This is a genomic window from Vibrio sp. 1F279, from assembly GCF_041439815.1.
GTDB lineage: Bacteria > Pseudomonadota > Gammaproteobacteria > Enterobacterales > Vibrionaceae > Vibrio > Vibrio tasmaniensis_A.
The window spans coordinates 146,502-163,748 of the sequence record NZ_JBGOOU010000008.1; the positions used below are offsets into that span (position 1 = coordinate 146,502).

The 17,247-nt window shown below is 44.7% G+C and carries 15 protein-coding genes and 1 pseudogene; 10 read left to right on the top strand and 6 right to left on the bottom strand.

The genetic code is table 11. The features are described from left to right. Positions 1 to 59 precede the first annotated feature (59 nt). The 4 genes and pseudogenes from ACED60_RS08690 (at position 60) to ACED60_RS08705 (ending at position 1,943) form a co-directional block, all read left to right on the top strand. Positions 60 to 659, top strand: a complete 600-nt coding sequence (locus ACED60_RS08690; RefSeq protein WP_009847171.1) for a thiol:disulfide interchange protein DsbA/DsbL — start codon at positions 60 to 62, stop codon at positions 657 to 659. A 238-nt stretch (positions 660 to 897) separates the two neighbouring features. Next, positions 898 to 1,392, top strand: coding sequence for a peptidylprolyl isomerase (locus ACED60_RS08695; RefSeq protein WP_012604419.1), 495 nt, complete (start codon positions 898 to 900; stop codon positions 1,390 to 1,392). Continuing rightward, positions 1,393 to 1,497 (top strand): annotated as a pseudogene (locus ACED60_RS08700) (hydrogenase); the annotation flags it as partial. A gap of 17 nt (positions 1,498 to 1,514) precedes the next feature. Further along, positions 1,515 to 1,943 (top strand): MarR family winged helix-turn-helix transcriptional regulator, encoded by a 429-nt coding sequence (locus ACED60_RS08705; protein WP_009847173.1) that lies wholly within the window; start codon positions 1,515 to 1,517, stop codon positions 1,941 to 1,943. 94 nt (positions 1,944 to 2,037) lie between these two features. Here ACED60_RS08705 and ACED60_RS08710 read toward each other — a convergent pair whose 3' ends face one another. The 4 genes from ACED60_RS08710 to ACED60_RS08725 all read right to left on the bottom strand — a co-directional run bounded on the left by ACED60_RS08710 (position 2,038) and on the right by ACED60_RS08725 (position 5,656). Continuing rightward, positions 2,038 to 2,904, bottom strand: coding sequence for a DMT family transporter (locus ACED60_RS08710; protein WP_371727325.1), 867 nt, complete (start codon positions 2,902 to 2,904; stop codon positions 2,038 to 2,040). A 110-nt stretch (positions 2,905 to 3,014) separates the two neighbouring features. Then, complete coding sequence (locus ACED60_RS08715) at positions 3,015 to 4,112, bottom strand: alkene reductase (protein ID WP_371727326.1); 1,098 nt, start codon at positions 4,110 to 4,112, stop codon at positions 3,015 to 3,017. 14 nt (positions 4,113 to 4,126) lie between these two features. Then, positions 4,127 to 4,504 (bottom strand): lactoylglutathione lyase, encoded by a 378-nt coding sequence (gene gloA, locus ACED60_RS08720; protein WP_122046385.1) that lies wholly within the window; start codon positions 4,502 to 4,504, stop codon positions 4,127 to 4,129. 216 nt (positions 4,505 to 4,720) lie between these two features. Continuing rightward, on the bottom strand, positions 4,721 to 5,656 hold the full coding sequence (locus ACED60_RS08725) for a LysR family transcriptional regulator (RefSeq protein ID WP_371727327.1): 936 nt from the start codon (positions 5,654 to 5,656) through the stop codon (positions 4,721 to 4,723). Positions 5,657 to 5,986: 330 nt separating this feature from the next. Between ACED60_RS08725 and ACED60_RS08730 the strand changes: the two genes are divergently transcribed. The 5 genes from ACED60_RS08730 to ACED60_RS08750 all read left to right on the top strand — a co-directional run bounded on the left by ACED60_RS08730 (position 5,987) and on the right by ACED60_RS08750 (position 12,069). Continuing rightward, the gene (locus ACED60_RS08730) at positions 5,987 to 6,916 is read left to right on the top strand and encodes a hypothetical protein (RefSeq protein ID WP_017096898.1); all 930 of its coding nucleotides are present in this window, start codon (positions 5,987 to 5,989) and stop codon (positions 6,914 to 6,916) included. A gap of 633 nt (positions 6,917 to 7,549) precedes the next feature. Further along, complete coding sequence (locus ACED60_RS08735) at positions 7,550 to 8,191, top strand: hypothetical protein (protein WP_017096899.1); 642 nt, start codon at positions 7,550 to 7,552, stop codon at positions 8,189 to 8,191. Then, positions 8,191 to 9,180, top strand: coding sequence for an efflux RND transporter periplasmic adaptor subunit (locus tag ACED60_RS08740; RefSeq protein WP_371727328.1), 990 nt, complete (start codon positions 8,191 to 8,193; stop codon positions 9,178 to 9,180). Before ACED60_RS08735 ends, ACED60_RS08740 begins: the two co-directional genes overlap by 1 nt. A gap of 255 nt (positions 9,181 to 9,435) precedes the next feature. Next, positions 9,436 to 11,412 (top strand): alkyl sulfatase dimerization domain-containing protein, encoded by a 1,977-nt coding sequence (locus ACED60_RS08745; protein ID WP_371727329.1) that lies wholly within the window; start codon positions 9,436 to 9,438, stop codon positions 11,410 to 11,412. Between the two features lie 168 nt (positions 11,413 to 11,580). Continuing rightward, entirely contained in the window at positions 11,581 to 12,069 is a 489-nt protein-coding gene (locus tag ACED60_RS08750) for a hypothetical protein (RefSeq protein ID WP_017101598.1), read from the top strand. A gap of 91 nt (positions 12,070 to 12,160) precedes the next feature. On the opposite strand, the gene ACED60_RS08755 is transcribed toward ACED60_RS08750, so the two are convergent. Further along, on the bottom strand, positions 12,161 to 15,259 hold the full coding sequence (locus ACED60_RS08755; protein WP_371727330.1) for an efflux RND transporter permease subunit: 3,099 nt from the start codon (positions 15,257 to 15,259) through the stop codon (positions 12,161 to 12,163). Positions 15,260 to 15,267: 8 nt separating this feature from the next. After that, complete coding sequence (locus ACED60_RS08760) at positions 15,268 to 16,383, bottom strand: efflux RND transporter periplasmic adaptor subunit (RefSeq protein ID WP_371727332.1); 1,116 nt, start codon at positions 16,381 to 16,383, stop codon at positions 15,268 to 15,270. 236 nt (positions 16,384 to 16,619) lie between these two features. Here ACED60_RS08760 and ACED60_RS08765 point away from each other — a divergent pair, with 236 nt between their 5' ends. Then, complete coding sequence (locus ACED60_RS08765; RefSeq protein ID WP_004736309.1) at positions 16,620 to 17,234, top strand: TetR/AcrR family transcriptional regulator; 615 nt, start codon at positions 16,620 to 16,622, stop codon at positions 17,232 to 17,234. Positions 17,235 to 17,247: the final 13 nt, after the last annotated feature.

Below are 17,247 nucleotides of genomic sequence, written 5' to 3' on the forward strand. Positions count from 1 at the left end.
GTATTACTAATACAGCTCTATCGCTGTAAACAATGACATCCAAATTTAGGAAATAACACATGAAAAAGCTATTTAGCCTATTCGCAGCTCTGATCATGAGCGCCTCAATTAATGCCGCTCAGTTTGAAGAAGGTACTCACTACAAGATCCTCGACGTAGCGAAAGCAGATAAGCCAGTCGTTACCGAATTCTTCTCGTTTTACTGCCCTCATTGCTACAAATTTGAAGGCGTCATTGAGTTCCTTAAACAAGATCTACCAGAATCAGCAAGCTTTCAAAAAGTGCACGTAGCGTTTATGGGCAACGACATGGCTGTGCCTATGGCAAAAGCTTACGCGACCATGATTGCACTCGACGCTGAAGACAATATGGTTCCAGCAATGTTCGCCAAAATTCACGAGAAGCAACAGACTCCAAGAAACGAAGCGGAACTGCGCCAGATCTTCATTGATAACGGTATCGATGCGAAGAAGTTTGATGCGGCCTACAACGGTTTCGCAGTTAACTCAATGCAGAAGCGTTTTGATAAGCAGTTTGATGCGAGCACATTAACTGGCGTTCCAGGCGTATTAGTTAACAACAAATACATCGTAAAACCGGATCAAATCAAGAGCTACGAAGAGTACAACCAGCTGGTAAATTACCTTCTAACGCTTTAATCAAAAGCAATAATCTTTAAAACCTCCAAAGCCAGCGACCTGTTCGCTGGCTTTCTTGTCTATACGAATGAAGTGAACGCGCGATGGCACGCTCGAAGATCATTCAGATCGCCCTTGAATACACGTCAGAATCACTGTTCACTGGCATCCGTCGTTATTTCTCATATACTGCACCCTATTACGTCATCCACTACTCTGTAGTACTCAAAATATTAGTACTCGAACATTGGGCACCTTTATGATTATTCTGACCACTAACTTTGGCGACATCGAAATTGAACTTAACCTTGAGAAAGCGCCAGTAAGTTCAAAAAACTTCCTTAAATACTGCCAAGAAGGCTTCTATGAAGGCACCACATTTCACCGTGTGATTGAGGGTTTCATGATTCAAGGTGGTGGACACACTATCGACATGACAGAGAAGCCAACACACGCACCTATCGTCAATGAAGCGAATCGTGGACTAAAGAACGTGATTGGCTCAGTGGCAATGGCTCGTACAGACGCACCACACTCAGCAACGGCGCAGTTCTTTATCAACCTTGACGACAATGATTTCCTTGACCATACCGCGACCAGCAACGCAGGTTGGGGTTACGCAGTGTTTGGCAAAGTATCGGCAGGCATGGACGTGGTCAACAAGATTGCGCTTGCACCAACCACTACTCGCTGGGGACACGAAGATGTACCTTGCGAAGATATTGTGATTACCAAGGTCACGATTCGCGATTAATTCAAAATTAGCAGTCAATTCGCTTTTTTATCAAATAACGAAGCAATGTTGGTGCTAATTGCATCGGTATTAGTTACGATGACAATAGTTGTAATGTCATCATAAGAATTAGGTACTGACGAATGTCACAAGAATTTGATAGACAAAATAGCTTTGGTTGGATGATCAACGTGATCGCCAATAAAGCGAGCAAAGACTTCGACACAGAATTGAAAGAACATGGCTTAACCATTGCGCTCTGGCCAACCTTGATGTGCCTATGGGAAGAGGAAGGTATTACTCAGCGTGATATCGCGGCAAAGTCCAAAGTCGAGAATTCGACAACGACACGAACATTAGACAAGTTAGAAAAGCTTGAACTGGTTGAACGCAGAGCCGATCCAAACAGTCGTCGTTCTTTCAGAATCTACTTAACGGAAAAAGGGAAAGCACTCGAAGAACAACTCGTTCCAATCCCTATTCGTTTAAACAAAGAGCTAATGAACGAGTTGGACGCTAAAGAACAACAGCAGATGATAAAGCTACTTCAAAAGATGGTCGCAGCGATCTGATCTTACTGTGACCGGAGCTTACTGTTAGTACATGCTTAATGAGTTCTAAACTTGCACGAACCAACAACCAATACTCGGCCTTGCGCCGAGTGTTTTATTTTCGTCTAGACCATTTGATATAACAAAATAGCGAACCAATAATCACCGCTCCGCCAAGTAGCTTTTGCATCTCAACCGTTTCACCCAACACGCTGACACTCAATAACAATGTCCACACTGGCTCAAGAATCATGATCAATGCCGCCACTTCCATGTTCACGGAGTGCTGACCGACAGTTTGCAATAAGTAACGGATCGATGTCGCGACAACCGCTGAGACGATAAACCAGAATATTAAGGTTTGAGTTATTTCAAACTCTGGTTGAGTGGTCATCGAAGCAAACGCTAACCCACTAACACCCACCACAAAAAGCTGAACGCAAATTGAAGCTATAGGTTTGATATTAGTAATCACTCGCTTATTCATGACAAAGTGAACCGAAAGCAACATCGATGCTAATAGGAAATAGAGCTGACTCTGCTCAACGTGCCAACCGTTAGTTAGGGTCAGTAGCAACATACCGATAATCGCAATTGGAAATGACATCCAGAAGGCACGATTAGGCTTAACTCGAAATATAATCCAAGAGACAAACGGCGCGATGATCATAGCTAAGCTCATGATAAACGCTCCTTCCGACAAACTTTCCGTCATCGATACTGCATACACCCAGACTTGCAATGAAGCAGACAGCAACAAGCCAACGCCGCAAAGAGAAAGAACCTGCTTAAGCGAAAGCTTACGAATGTGATGAATACAAAACGGCAGAAGAATCAAACTCGCGACGAGGAATCGCACACCAATGAACACTGGCCCCGGCATTTCTAATACCACCAGCTTAGATGCAATCCATCCCACCCCAGCTAGCAGGGTGGCAAATAGAAGGTAAAGCTCTCCGCGCATCGCTTTCACGTCCATCATTTTACTTAGTCCAATAACAAAAAAAGCAACCCGACTCTGCAAGGTTGCTTTTTATAAACATTCAACAGGATCAAGATACTATCTCAATACTCTGCTTCAGGCAGCTGTTTTTAGCCTGCGTATTCTGGGTAATCAATTAAACCTTTTTCAGCACCGCCGAACAACGTGTTTGGATCGTGCGCCGCAAGTGGGTAACCATTTTGAATACGAGCTGGTAAATCTGGGTTAGCAACGAATGGACGACCAAAACCAACCATGTCAGTTACGCCTTCAGCAACCGCTTTTTCGCCACGATCGCTATCGTATTTACCCGCATAAATCAGGACACCTTGGTAAGCATTACGTACTGCTGATTTAAAGGTTTTCGGTGTTTCAGGTGCATCGTCCCAATCGACTTCTGCAATGTGCAGGTAAACAATTTTGTATAGGTTAAGTAATGCTGCCGCCGCTGTGTAAGTCTCGACTGGCGTAGCATCAACGGTACCATTCAACGATGTGAACGGAGCAAGACGCACACCAACACGGTCAGCACCAATCGCTTCAACCATAGCCTCAACCACTTCACCTAGGAAACGTAAACGGTTTTCGATTGAACCACCGTATTCGTCAGTGCGATTGTTTGCTTCAGAATCGATGAATTGGTTGATTAAGTAACCATTCGCGGCGTGAAGTTCGATACCATCAAAGCCTGCTTCAATCGCGTTCAAAGCCGCTTGGCGATACTGTTCAACCACTTCTTTGATGTCTTCTTTCGTCATCTCACTAGGTTCAACCACATCCACAAAACCCGGTTCATCAGTGCCGTTATCGATGAATACTTTTACGTTTTCTGCTTTAAGTGCAGAAGACGAAATTGGTTGTTCACCATCAATGTTGTCTGGGTGTGTGACACGGCCTACATGCCAAAGTTGAGCGAAGATAACACCCTCTGTTTCATGTACGGCATCGGTGACTTTTTTCCAACCCGCAATCTGCTCATCAGAATAGATACCCGGAGTCCAAGCGTAACCTTGGCCCATAGGTGAAATTTGTGTGCCTTCCGCAATAATCAAACCTGCAGAAGCGCGTTGAGCGTAGTAAGCCGCCATCATGTCGTTTGCTGAATTACCAGGTTGCGTTGCGCGAGAACGCGTCATCGGTGGGATAACAATACGGTTTTTAAGCTCGATATTACCAAGTTGAATTGGTTGAAATAGTGCATTTGTCATTGTTATATCCTCGATTAACCTAGTTGAATCAGTTCGATTTGGTAGCCGTCTGGGTCAGTAATAAAAGCGATATGAGTTGAACCGCCTTTCACTGGACCGGCTTCGCGAGTCACGTTGCCACCTAGCGATTTGATCTTGTCGCATGCTGCGTAAATATCGTCTACACCCAATGCCAGATGACCGAACGCGCTGCCCATCTCGTACTCATTCGTATCCCAGTTGTGCGTTAGCTCGATAGTCGTGCCACCTTGCTCGTAGCCAACAAAAACCAATGTGTAGCGGTAGTCTTTGTTTTCATGGCGTTCAAGTTCCTTCATTCCCAATACCTTGGTGTAGAACTCGATAGACTTGTCTAAATCAGTAACTCGGATCATTGTGTGTAGGAATTTCATATTTCGCCCTTATTAGCACCACAAGCATGGCGCCGTTATTATTTTGAGTGGAGGTTATCCACTAATCTCTGAGTGAAATAATACGATTCAGCGAGGAATTAAGGAAATTATCAAAAATTCTCAATGTGATAATTTTTTGTTATGAACTTTATGACTAACACGAACTCAATGACGCAAAAAAGGGAAGCCAATGCTTCCCTAGAATTAAACTCTCAATTAAAACCGCAAACGCCTATCTTTAAGCGCCTTCGACATTGCATCTGATGTACTGATGACTTGTTCTCTGAACCATTTATGAGCGGGGTCGCTGCTCTGCTTCTTCAACCAAATCAGGTAGTGAGACATCGGCTGATATTCAAAAGGCGGCTTGAACAGCTGCAAACTTAACTTTTCTTGGAACTGCACGGCCATAGATAAAGGCACGACAGTAATGTAATCGGATTGGCTACACAGCAAGATATTACTGAACAGTGAACGCCCATGAAATACGATTTTACGTTGGGACAGATCCAAAGAAGTGTAGTGATTTAAACTGCGAACTTTGCGTCGTGTTCTGTCTAATACAGCATGCTTTTCACTCAGGAACTGAGCTTCGCTGATTTCACCTTGGATTCGTGGGTGATCAGATCGACACACGATCACAAACTCGCCTTCATAAAGTGTTTCACTGACGATACTTGGGTGTTCAGGCACCACAATATCGATCATCGCATCGAACTCTTGCGTCAAAAGATCTTCGTAAATGCGCTCATCACTGTCTGGTTGATCAAACACTTCTAACGACAAATTTTGATTGGGAAGCGCCGCGAAACTATTGAGTAATACCCACTGTAAGTGCTCAGGCGCAGAGATCACAAACTTACGCTCAGAGGATTGCTCATCAAAATTAGCCATCGACTGAAACACACCATTGAGTTCATTGATCGGCGCTTTAATTTGTTCATACAAGCTTTGCGCATAAGACGTAGGCGCAACACCTCTTCCTTTACGAACAAAAAGCTCTTGGCCAATCTCTTTTTTTAGGCGGGCTAACGCGGTACTGATGGTCGATTGGTTGGTACTGAGTTGATCCGCAGCCTTACTTAAACTGCCCTGCTCCATCACCGCAGAAAACACAGCAAGTAGGTTGAAATTGGGGATTTCGTTGCTCATATATCATTACTCGTTAGGCGACCATAAACACCATGCTATCGTAAAAACGATTAAATATCGTCAATAAAAACATTTATTAAAGGTATAACGCATCGATTATTTTGCTAATAAATAGCATATTAACCAGACTTTACTCACACTCATCAACCCTCAATAAATCTTCATATATTGAGACAATAAAGCCCTCCCTTCTCCGTAAGCCCTTTAATAATGGGGCGTACTTCATGCAACGCGCTTTGAAACCACAACATTGTCTCAAATTACATGACACTGAGTTTCCGTTCGGTACATATACATTCCTTTTGTGAATACTACAATGGCACCAAAATAATGACCCTCGGTATCAATATGAAAAACACTAAAATAATTTCCCTACTCTTAAGCGGTGCGGCTATCGCTTACTCTGGTTCTGCGCTGGCTGAAAAGGAACAACTCTCAGTTCAGGAAGCCGCAAAAAAATCGGCTAACCCGGTATCTGACGTATGGATGCTAATCACTCAGAATGATTACACCTTTCTTGAGAAAGAAGATGGCCACCATGAAATGCAAAACCGTTTCAGCTTTCAACCAGTAATGCCTGTTCCTATCATGGATGGCGAATGGAACTTGGTGAACCGTCTGGTAGCCAACCACTACAGTTCACCAGGTGACCGTGAAGACGGTGATTTCTTTGAAGGTCGTACAAATGGCATGGGAGACACCGTCTTTCTATCAATGGCAGCGCCTAACCGTGATGACGGCTGGATTTGGGGTGTTGGTCCAACGGTGATCATGCCAACTGGTACTGATGGTTTAACCCAAGATAAATGGCAAGTAGGCCCTGCGGCAATGGTCGCTCGCCTTGGTAAAGAAACCGGTAACCCAGCAAGTATTGAAAGCTGGAACGTTGGTTTCTTAGCTCAGCAATGGTGGGATGTAGGCGGTAGCGACAGCGTTACTGAATCAACCAATCAAGCGGACATCCAGTACTTCTTAAACTATCGTGTCAGCAACACCGCGTTAATTGGTATGACGCCTAATATTCAAATTGATTGGACAAAAGATGGTTCCGACCAATTTACTGTACCTGTCGGGTTAGGCTATATCGATATGTTTAAGATTGGACCGATGCCTGTTCGTTGGGGTGTAGAACTTCAATATTACGTAATGAAACCAGACGCAAATGTTAATACGACCAATCCAGCTGAGTATGTGCCATATGCACCAGATTGGAACCTAAAATTCTTTATTGCTCCTGTTACATTAAACCCGTTCAAATAATCGATTAAAATCCTCCCTAGAGCTGGTCTAATTTATTCAATATTTTAGGCCAGCCTTTTTAGTACTTTTCATCGACTTCTATGATCCAAACCAAGTTAATGAACAATGTTTTCTATCTGTATATGAGCCTTTTCAAATAAATCACTTTACCGATTTATAGTTATAACTACTAATCGTAATTACGATATTATCAAATCGTAATTCTGGGTAGATACTGGTCAAAACTCTTCCTATTATCCTGCTAACAAATCAATCACCAGCCCAAATAGAAAACTGACAAATGTTTTACTTTGGTATGTCAATTGTCATGGAAGAGCCCCTCGATTGTCGAGGTAATACACGTAATAAAAACAGTCGCTAGAAAGCCGCGCGAATATTAATTCGAACGCTTCATAGCCATTTCATTTACGTCTGCTGACAAATAATAAAGATTGATTTGTAGAGAAGCATATTCGCTTCTTGATACCGAGAATCGGTTGTCTGGACTGTGCAATATCACTTTAAATATCATCTATTACTTTTGTTTATTATGGGCACTAATCTACCCACATAATAGACATCTACTTTTTAAGATGTCATTAAAGGTGACTTCTAGGCTGCAAATTCTCTCTTCTTATTGATGTAGGTTGAGATATGAACTTTATAAAAATCATTTTCCAGAAAATCTGGGCCGTTGTGATGGTCTTGATTAAATTCTGCCTGTTTATGGCGGTAATGTTTGCTGGTGCATGGGCTCTTGCACCGTTAGGCACTATCCATTCTAAAGACATCGACATGTCTCAATTCAACAATCATCCCAATGAAATGATGATGAACTTCTTCCAGATGGAGTACTTCTCTGGTTACTTGTTCTCGGTGACCATTGCTGTGGTATTAGCCGGTGTTTACGGCATGTGGCAGTTGCATGAACTGGGTGTGCATAAAGCAAAAGAACACAAAAGCGCTCACGTACAGATCGTTTTTGCACTGTCACTTTGCGGGCTCTTCATCAGCAAAACATTCTGGGTTATCGCCTTGGTTATCGCGCTAGCGAACTGGAAACATATTGGTCAATCACTGAGTGATGTCATTCGCCGTGGTGTGCAGCCTAAACAAGACGCGACCAATTCAGAGGCAGCCGCAGTCCACGTATCACCTGAAAAATCGGCAACAGAGCCGTCTCAAACACAACAGTCTCCAGTAGAACCGTCTTCAGAAGCTCAGCCTTCAAAAGAACAGGCTTCAGAAGAAAAGACTCCAACAAAACCATCCCCTACAGAAAAAGAGGTCGCATAATGAAAGAGATGATGATTCCATACATCCTAATTGTATGGTCACTGTTTGCGACAGGCGCACTGAAGAAGAACTTCAAAAACTACACGTGGGCTGCCATTGGCGGCGTAACGATTCTTGCGGTATTGGCGGTTATTTCTCGCTTGTGGGCGCCGGTTGATTTAACGAACTCAACCACAGTAAAAGCACCACACGCGGTAATGTCGCCTGTATTTGGCCAACAAATTGATGAAATCCATGTTGACCACAACCAACGAGTAAAAGAAAACGATGTACTTTACACACTCGTCGACATTAACTCTGCAGCTGACAAAGCAAAGATCGAATCTGCCATTGTTAAGAAGGAAGAACAGATCAAGCAGATGACACGAGATCTTGAGCGTGCTGAAACATCACCGCAAATCTTTAATGCGCGTGATGTTGAGAAATACGATTCTGACCTACGTGTAATGAACGCTGAACTTAATTCATTGGTTGCCGATCTTCAAAAAGTGAACTGGGCGCAAGAGAAAAAGACGATTCGTGCTGAGTTTGATGGACAAGTCGCGATTGTCAACATTGCCGAAGGTTCAGTCATGGGCAACATGCACCTTTACAACACCAACAAGAAATTTTTAGAAATGCGAGTTTCTGATCAAACTTACGGATATGTTCAAAAAGGCGATTTCGCAGAGTTTTTCGTTGATGCATACCCAGGTCACGTGTTCAGAGCAAAAGTACACAGCTTCACAACCGGTACTGGCGAAGCGGCTATTTCTCCATTTCAAGGCCCACAGAGTGTTGGTCAACACGTTGTAAGAAATAGTAACGGATTAGGCCGTACCATCGTTCTTGAGATCATCGAACCAGAAGGTTACAACATCCCTATTGGTTCAACTGGCGCGGCTTGGATCTCGGCTGAGAAACCGCATCCGTTCTGGGGCTTCATTGATGTTATCGGTGCAGCAACAGTTCGCCTGCAATCTTACAAGTCTTACTTAGGAGCTTGGTAAGCACTTAGATAATCGAAAATATTACTTTTAGTTCTTTAAGAAATGCCCTAGTTTTCAGGGCATTTTTGTATCTATCACAAACCAATCTTCCTAATTTAACCTCCGATATAAATCGAAAAAACAATATCAATGATAATCCAATCATCGCAAAAGCGATGTATTGAAATACTATTAGCGTGTAGATAGCGACCTCTACCCTCTCTATTATTTGAGTCAAGAAATCCAATTCCTGTATCCAAATATAAGGTCACAATCATGACTAATACATTCAAAAAAATGGCTCTTCCTGTTGCTATCGCAAGCGCTCTATTTGCTTCTGGTTTTGCATCAGTAACACCCACTGTTGAAGCAGTATCGAAAGTAGGCCAAGAACTTCAAACGGCAAACGCAGCTCAATACCAAAACATCGATCTTGATGCACGCTACAAAAGCGAGGTTCTATTCGAACACAAGTCAAACATGTTCTGGGGTAAAGGCGAACGTATCCAGGTTGTTTCTAAAACGGGCGATTCTCTAGCTTACACTGCAGAATCTGACCACGTTCATCCAATCCTAACCAAGCATGGTCGTAAAATGGACCAAGCTATCATCCAAGTAGATGACAATATTTACCTTGGTTACGGCTTCGGTCTAGACACACCAGTCATGATTGAAGGTACTGACGGCATCATCATTGTTGATCCAGGCGAGTCAGTAGAAATGGCTCAATCGGTTAAAGAGCAGTTCCGTCAAATCACAGACAAACCGGTTAAAGCAATCATCTACTCTCACAACCACATCGACCACATCTCTGGCGTGCGTGCATGGGTTACTGACGAAGAAGTAGCATCAGGTGAAGTAAAAATCATCGCTGAAGAAGGCCTAACAGCTGCAGTGGCTAACTGGTCTTCAAACCTAGGTACTCTATTTGGTCACCGCACTTCTTACACAGGTGCTAAGCACGTAGAAGAAGGTGAGCACGGTACAGTAAATGACGGCCTTGGCCCACGCTTCATGCAAGGTGCTATTTCGTTCATCGAACCAAACCTGCTTGTACCAAGCCAAAGCCACATCGAAATCGAAATCGCTGGCGTGAAAATGCACATTGAGAACGTGCCATCTGAAACGAAAGATGAGTTAGTGGTTTACTTCCCAGATCAGAAAATTCTGCACGCTGCGGAAGTACTTCAAGGAGAGAACTTCCCTAATCTTCACACTATTCGTGGTACTAAATTCCGTGACCCATCAATGTGGTTCAAGGGCATCGACGTAATGCGTAAGTTCGACACTGAGATCATGATTAACTCTCACGGTCGTCCAGTTGAAGGTAAAGAAGCGGTAGCTGACGTACTAACGGCTTACCGTGATGCGATTCAATACACGCATGACCAAACTATCCGTTACATGAACAAAGGTATGACGCCGGACGAGCTAGTTGAAGTCGTTAAACTTCCTAAGCACCTTGCTGAGCACCCTTGGTTAGGAGAGCACTACGGTACCGTTGCACATGCTGTTCGTCAGATCTACGTTGGTTACAACGGTTTCTTCGAAGCAGATCCATGGCAATTAGAGCCAATGGCTTACGAGCAACGTGCTAAAGCGTTCGTAGAGATCATGGGCGGCCGTGAGAACATCCTTACGACTGCACAAGCAGCAATTAAGGCTGAAAACTACACATTTGCAGCAGAAATTCTTTCTTACCCAATCACGGTAAACAAGCAAGATATGGAAGCTCGCGAGATGAAAGCACAAGCTTACAAAGCATGGGCTGCAGACCAAGTGAACATCAACTGGCGTAACTGGGCGCTTAACGCGGCGGCTGAACTAGAGAACAAACGTGACTTCTCTAACATGATCAGCTTCGCTTCTGTTGACGTGCTTACTGCGCTACCAAGTAAGCAGATCTTCGACATGATGACTTCAACGCTTATCGCAGAAAACTCGTTAGACGTGAACATGATGCTAACGTACAACTTCTCTGATACGAACGAAGCATTCACTATCGAAATCCGTAACGGTATTGCTCAGTTACACGAAGAAGCAGTAAAAGGCGCAGACGTTCAAATCGACACCACTCGTGCAGTACTGAACCAAATCTTGATTGCGGGTCCAAACGCTCAACAAGTGATTGGTAGCAACCTACAGTCTGGTGCATTCAAGTTCTCGAACGGCGACATCAAAGGCTTCGGTCAATTCATGAGCTACTTCGATAAGCCAATGACTCCAGAAGAGATCATGCTAATCGTTCGTTAATTAGATATACACCAAGCAAAGGCATGCTAAGGATGGCGAGCCGATAACTTAGGGACCTATTGTGGTCCCTTTATCGTTTATTTGTTGGTACAGTTCGCAACCTTCACTCAACAATCTCGATCTATTGTTGAAGTAAGAAAACTGCCCTAGTTCGTTTAAGGTTCACACATGCTAAAACGATTTGCTCTCATTCTTTCACTCACATCTTCCCTAACTTTCGCTTGTGGTCTTCACCAAGATACAGGATTTAGTTTAGTGACAGAGCCCGGTTCACTAGAAGTCTTTGGCAACGTCATCACAGCCAGACAAGACGATGAATTCAACAACCTCAATAAACCGGATCATTTTCGACTCTTTGCCGTCAAGGCTGCGCTTGCGAAACCCCACCCAAGCAAAATTGAGTTCAACTTATTCGAAGCAATTAAAGGTCATTACAGCCAAGTTAAACTTGAGAAAGGTGTCGATGTGTCAGGTCGAGATACTTTGCCTACAGAGGAAGATCTATTACTGATTACGGAACTCGATGTGTTCGATGCGCTAGCTACTGGCACCATATCTTGGGATCACGCGACACTAAACGGTTTGGTGATCATCAATGGCCCACAAGATAAACGAGAGCAACTTGAAGATTGGCTTAGTGATATTTTTGAAGGGTAGTTGGAATGAATTTAGTGAGAGAACAACGCCATAATCGAACCAGATACGGCTCGATTATGGGTAATTGAAGAGCAGTTAAATTGAAAAACAGTTACGCAGCTTGAGTCACTATGTTTTTACGCTGATTTTTAGTCATCAAATGATAAACCACAGGCACAAAGTAGAACGAGATAAGCGTGGTTAATACTGTACCGCCAACAATCGCGACTGCAAATGGAGGCCAAAAACCGCCACCAGCAATAATCAATGGCATAAAGCCACCAACGGTTGTAATCGTTGTCGAGCTGATATGGCGAGTACACGACATCACTGCCTCAACGACCGCGTCCACATTGCCTGATGAGGCTTGCTTATCGAGTTTCAATTCCGTCAGAATCACAATGGCAGCGTTAATCGCTAAGCCCGCAATGCCGAGCATGGCGATGATCACCGTAAAGCCGAACGGATAACCGAAGATCCACACCGATAACAGCCCTAGCCCACCAGCCAATCCTGCTACCATGAAGATAATGCTACTCATTCGGAACGAGTTGAACGACATCACCACCACCAACACCATCAATACCACCACAACGGCGACATTCGAGATAAGGCTGTTGACTGAATTATCTCGTTCAGCGGATTCGCCACCAAAACCAATCGTGTAACCCGATGGCATCTGATAGCTTGCTAGGCGTTTTTGGAATTCATTAAGCACGGTTTGAGGCAAGACTCCTGCTTCAATGTAGCCCTCAATGGTATTCACACGTTGCCCATTTCGGCGGGTTATCGCGCCGCGACTGGTCGTCAATTCAAGTTCGGCCAGTGTCGATACGTTAATACCTGTCGAGTAGACATCTGAACTGATTGGTAAACGGATATTGCTTAAATGCGCTAAGTTCTCACGCGCCTCATCTGCCACACGAACACGGATTGGTACCGACTCACTGCCTTCAATCACAGAGCCACTTTCACGACCTGTCAGAGTAGTTTGCAGCATACCTGCGAACTGGTTCAATGAAATACCGTTGAGTTTCGCGGTATCTTCATCGACCTTCAACCACACCTTCGGCGTACCCGGTTGCAGCGTTTCCCTTGTGTGCGTCACATGAGGAACACCCGCCAAAATCAATCGCACATCCTCACCAATCGCTTTCAACGTATCGAGGTTTTCACCATACACCCGCAGTTCAACGGGCGCGGTAAATGGAGGCCCTTGATTAAGCTTACGTACCAAGATTTGTGCTTCCGGCACCTCTTCATCCAACACCTTTTGCAACTGTGGAATTAGCGCATTGGCTTGGTCAAAGTTCTCTGTTTTCACCATGGCTTGCGAGAAGTATGGCGCATTATTTTGCCTTGCTTGCAGGTTGTAATAGAAGGATGGGAAGTTTGCACCCACGAGCCAATCGATACGCTCCACTTCAGGGTAACGATGAATGATATCGTCGATTTTTTCAGAGGTGTTTTTAGTGGCATAAATGCTCGCTTGCGGCGGCATATAAACCTGAATCTCAAACATGTCTCGGTCTGATGGCGGGAAGAATTGCTCAGTCAGCTGAGACATACTCCAGTAACCGGTAAACGGAACCAACAACACCAAAGCAATCGTGATGATTGGATGCGTGACACCAAAGCGGACAGAAGATGAGAACCAGCGCGTCAAAGCCGGGATTCTCAAACCCGTCATGTACCAATGGTGCTGTCCTTTCTTGTCGACATCACTGAGTTGCTTGGGCAGTAGCTTGGTCGCCAATCCTGCGATTAAGGTGTGCGAGATAATGTAAGAGCCGATCAATGAGAAAGAAACGGTAATCGCAATACCACCGACAAATTCACCCGATGCACCCGGCATCAAGATAATCGGGGCAAACGCCAACACGGTAGTTAAGGTTGAGCCTAATAACGGCACCCATAAATGCTTCAATGCATTCATGGTCGCTTCAGCGCGCTGTTGCCCTTTCAAACGATAAGCTTGAATGGTATCGACCATCACCACCGCGTTATCAACCATGATCCCGAGCGCCACAATTAGGCCTGTCACCGACATTTGGTTAATCGGCACACCGGTCATTTTCATGATCGACAAGGTCAATAATGAGGTTAACGGCAGAGAAATGGCGACTAAGATCGCGGCACGCACGCCTAAAGTGACAAACAGAACAATCAAGATCAGACCGAAACCGATCATCAAGCTTTTGCCTAAATCGTCTAAGCGAGTCTCGGTATAACCTTGCTGATTAAAGAGCACGGTCACCTTAACGTTACTTGGTAACTCTTGCTCAAACTTGCCAATCAGAGCATTAGCTCGCGACGTCCAATTATCAACTCGCAGATCAGGATGCATTCTTGCCGCGACAATCACACCCGGCTCACCATCAATAATGGCAATCTGGTCTTGTGGGGTTTTCTCACCACGTTTCACGGAAGCAATGTCTTCCATACGGATGATGTGACCTTTGCTATCAGTGGCTATTGGCACTTGCTTAATACGTTCAATAGAATCGAGTTCAGATTTAATTTCTAAGCCAAAGCGAGAATAAGCACTCACTAACTCGCCGGCGGAGTTCTTGGCGTCTGCCCCTTCGAGCGACTCAGCAATATTGGCACTTGAACGCCCCAACGCGGCGGCATCGGCCGTACGTAAACTGATTTGAATCTCTTCTTGTGGCATCCCGTATTCATCAACGAATTCAGTACCCGACAAAGTTCTTAGTCGCTTAGCGAGTTCTTTGGCATAGCGCCCGAGTGTTAATCGGTCAGGTTCACCTGCACCAGACCAGGTTAGAGATGCGATAGTTGTGAAAGCATAGGTATGATCACTGTCGAGATCGGGAGAATGAGAGCCCGCAGGCAAAATGGATTCGATGTCAGATAGCTTGTCGCGAGCTTGAGACCAAACTGGCTCAGGCTCGGTGATGGTGTCATTCAATTCTAAGGTGACAATAGACACGCCCGGCCTTGAGGTTGAGCTCACGAGTTTAACTTCACTCAGCTCACGCAGCTTGTTCTCGATAACTTCTGTTACCAAGGTTTCAACACGCTCGGCACTGGCTCCGGGGAAACTGGTTGTGATGTTCGCGTAACGGTTGATGATTACTGGGTCTTCTGCACGTGGCAACGTCATGAACGCAGAAATACCACTCACCATCAGCAGTGCTGTCATTAAGATAAGCAGTCGAGTGTTGGAAATAGTCTCTATGATTTTCATGCTATTTCCTATTCAGCAGTAACGCTTGCTGGCTTCACGGTTTGTCCAGGAACTAAACGATGTAAGCCACTGGCAATCACTTGTTCACCGTCTTCAATCGCCCCACTCACGTACGCTTGTTGATTGTTGGCAAACAACACCTGAACACTTCGGCGCTCAACTTTGTTGTCTTCACCAATCACAAAGATGTTCCACACACCGCGCAATCCATCAATCAAACCCGTTAATGGCACCCAGTAGCCTTGGTCATCAATCTGCTCATCAAATTTCAAATAGGCAAGTTGCCCTTCTAACACCGACGATTGTTCAGGAAACAAGTAACGCAAACCGACACTGCGAGACTGTGTGTCGACCATTGCGCCCGGATTCAACAGTCTCACAGCGAATTCATCTCGCCCGACGCGAATACTTGGGGCGGAAAGTGAAGTAACCTTTTTCATTTGATGGGCAGGAATACCGATAAAGGCTTCTTTCCCTTCAGAGGCAAGCAGTGTAAGAGTTGGATTCCCTACATTCACTACATCTCCAAGCGAGACAAAGCGTGTTGCGATGGTCCCTGAATATGGCGCACGAATTGTCGATTTCACCAGCTTCAATTGATTGCCTTTTACCGAGGCATCAATACGCAGCAAGTTCGCCTGCAATACGCGTTGCTCACTGGTTAACGAATCAATCTCAGCTTCGGCACTGAAGCCTTTCGCTTTCAATGAACGTTGACGTTTAAGGTTCGCAGCCACCAAACTCAATTGAGCTTTGACTTCTTCAGCCTGCGCTTTCAGTTGGCTAGACTCGGTTTCCAAAAGTTGGGTATCCAGTCTAATCAACGGCTGACCCGTTGTGACTGTGTCACCGACATCCACCAGAATCTCGTTTACTTTGCCCGCCAGTTCGAAACCTAAATTAGCCTGTTGACCCGCCTTAACCACACCGACATATTCGCGTTGTACTGCATAAGAGGAAGACAGCGCCAAGGCCATCGTTTCCACCGTTAAAATGGTTTGGACGCTCGATGCCGTTTCAGCGGTTGAATCAACCGACTCTTGGGCTTGTTCCTTTTCGCCACATCCAACAAGAAAAGCCGACAACGCCACTGCCACTGCGCTTCCCTTCATCAATTTATACATACGTACTGTTCCTGTGCGGTACTCAATTATGTTCTTTTTTTAGACTAACCAAATCAAACTAGACTGTCTAGTTTGATTATGTTAAAAATAAGTTTCATCGTTAATGATTGATAAAACCATCACAAAAAGCATAATGCTTAGCGTAAAACGAGACACATAGAACTGAGCACCAACAGGCACCAAGCTACGAGACAAACTAGGTAACGAGACAACACTAAGTAACGAGAAGCAAGCACGTGACTAAAATCATCAAGAGTGAACAGAAGAGATCGCAGATCTTAACCGCAGCCAGCCAACTTTTCTCTGAACATGGCTTCAAGATCAATATGGATCAGATAGCCAAAGCAGCGAACGTTTCTAAGCAAACGGTCTACTCTCACTTTAAAAACAAAGACGAACTTTTCGAAACCTGCATGCAAACCAAGTGTGCGGAGCGAGAACTCAGTCCTGCTGCCTTTGATATGGATGCTGCGGTGGGTGATGAGTTGGTGAAATTTGGTGTGAAGTTTCAGGATTTATTACTTGATGAACAATCTAGACAAACCTTTCAAAATGCCATTAGCCAAGCGAATACGCATCCAGAGATCGCCTCTATCTATTTAGAAACTGGCCCTCAGAAAACCACCAAGTTACTTGCTGATTATTTGCAGTCGAAAATAGACTCTGGTGATCTCACACTGTCGACATCAAGCTCGCCAGTCATTGCAGCACGCCAACTGTTGTTGATGTTTCACGGCAAATCGGCGTATTGGGGATTCTTCGGACACGATAGCGGAGAATCTGAAGAAGAAAGACTTCACTACACTCGCGAATGTGTCGCGCTATTCTTAAACGGCAATCAGCCTCGTTAATCTTAGAATATTT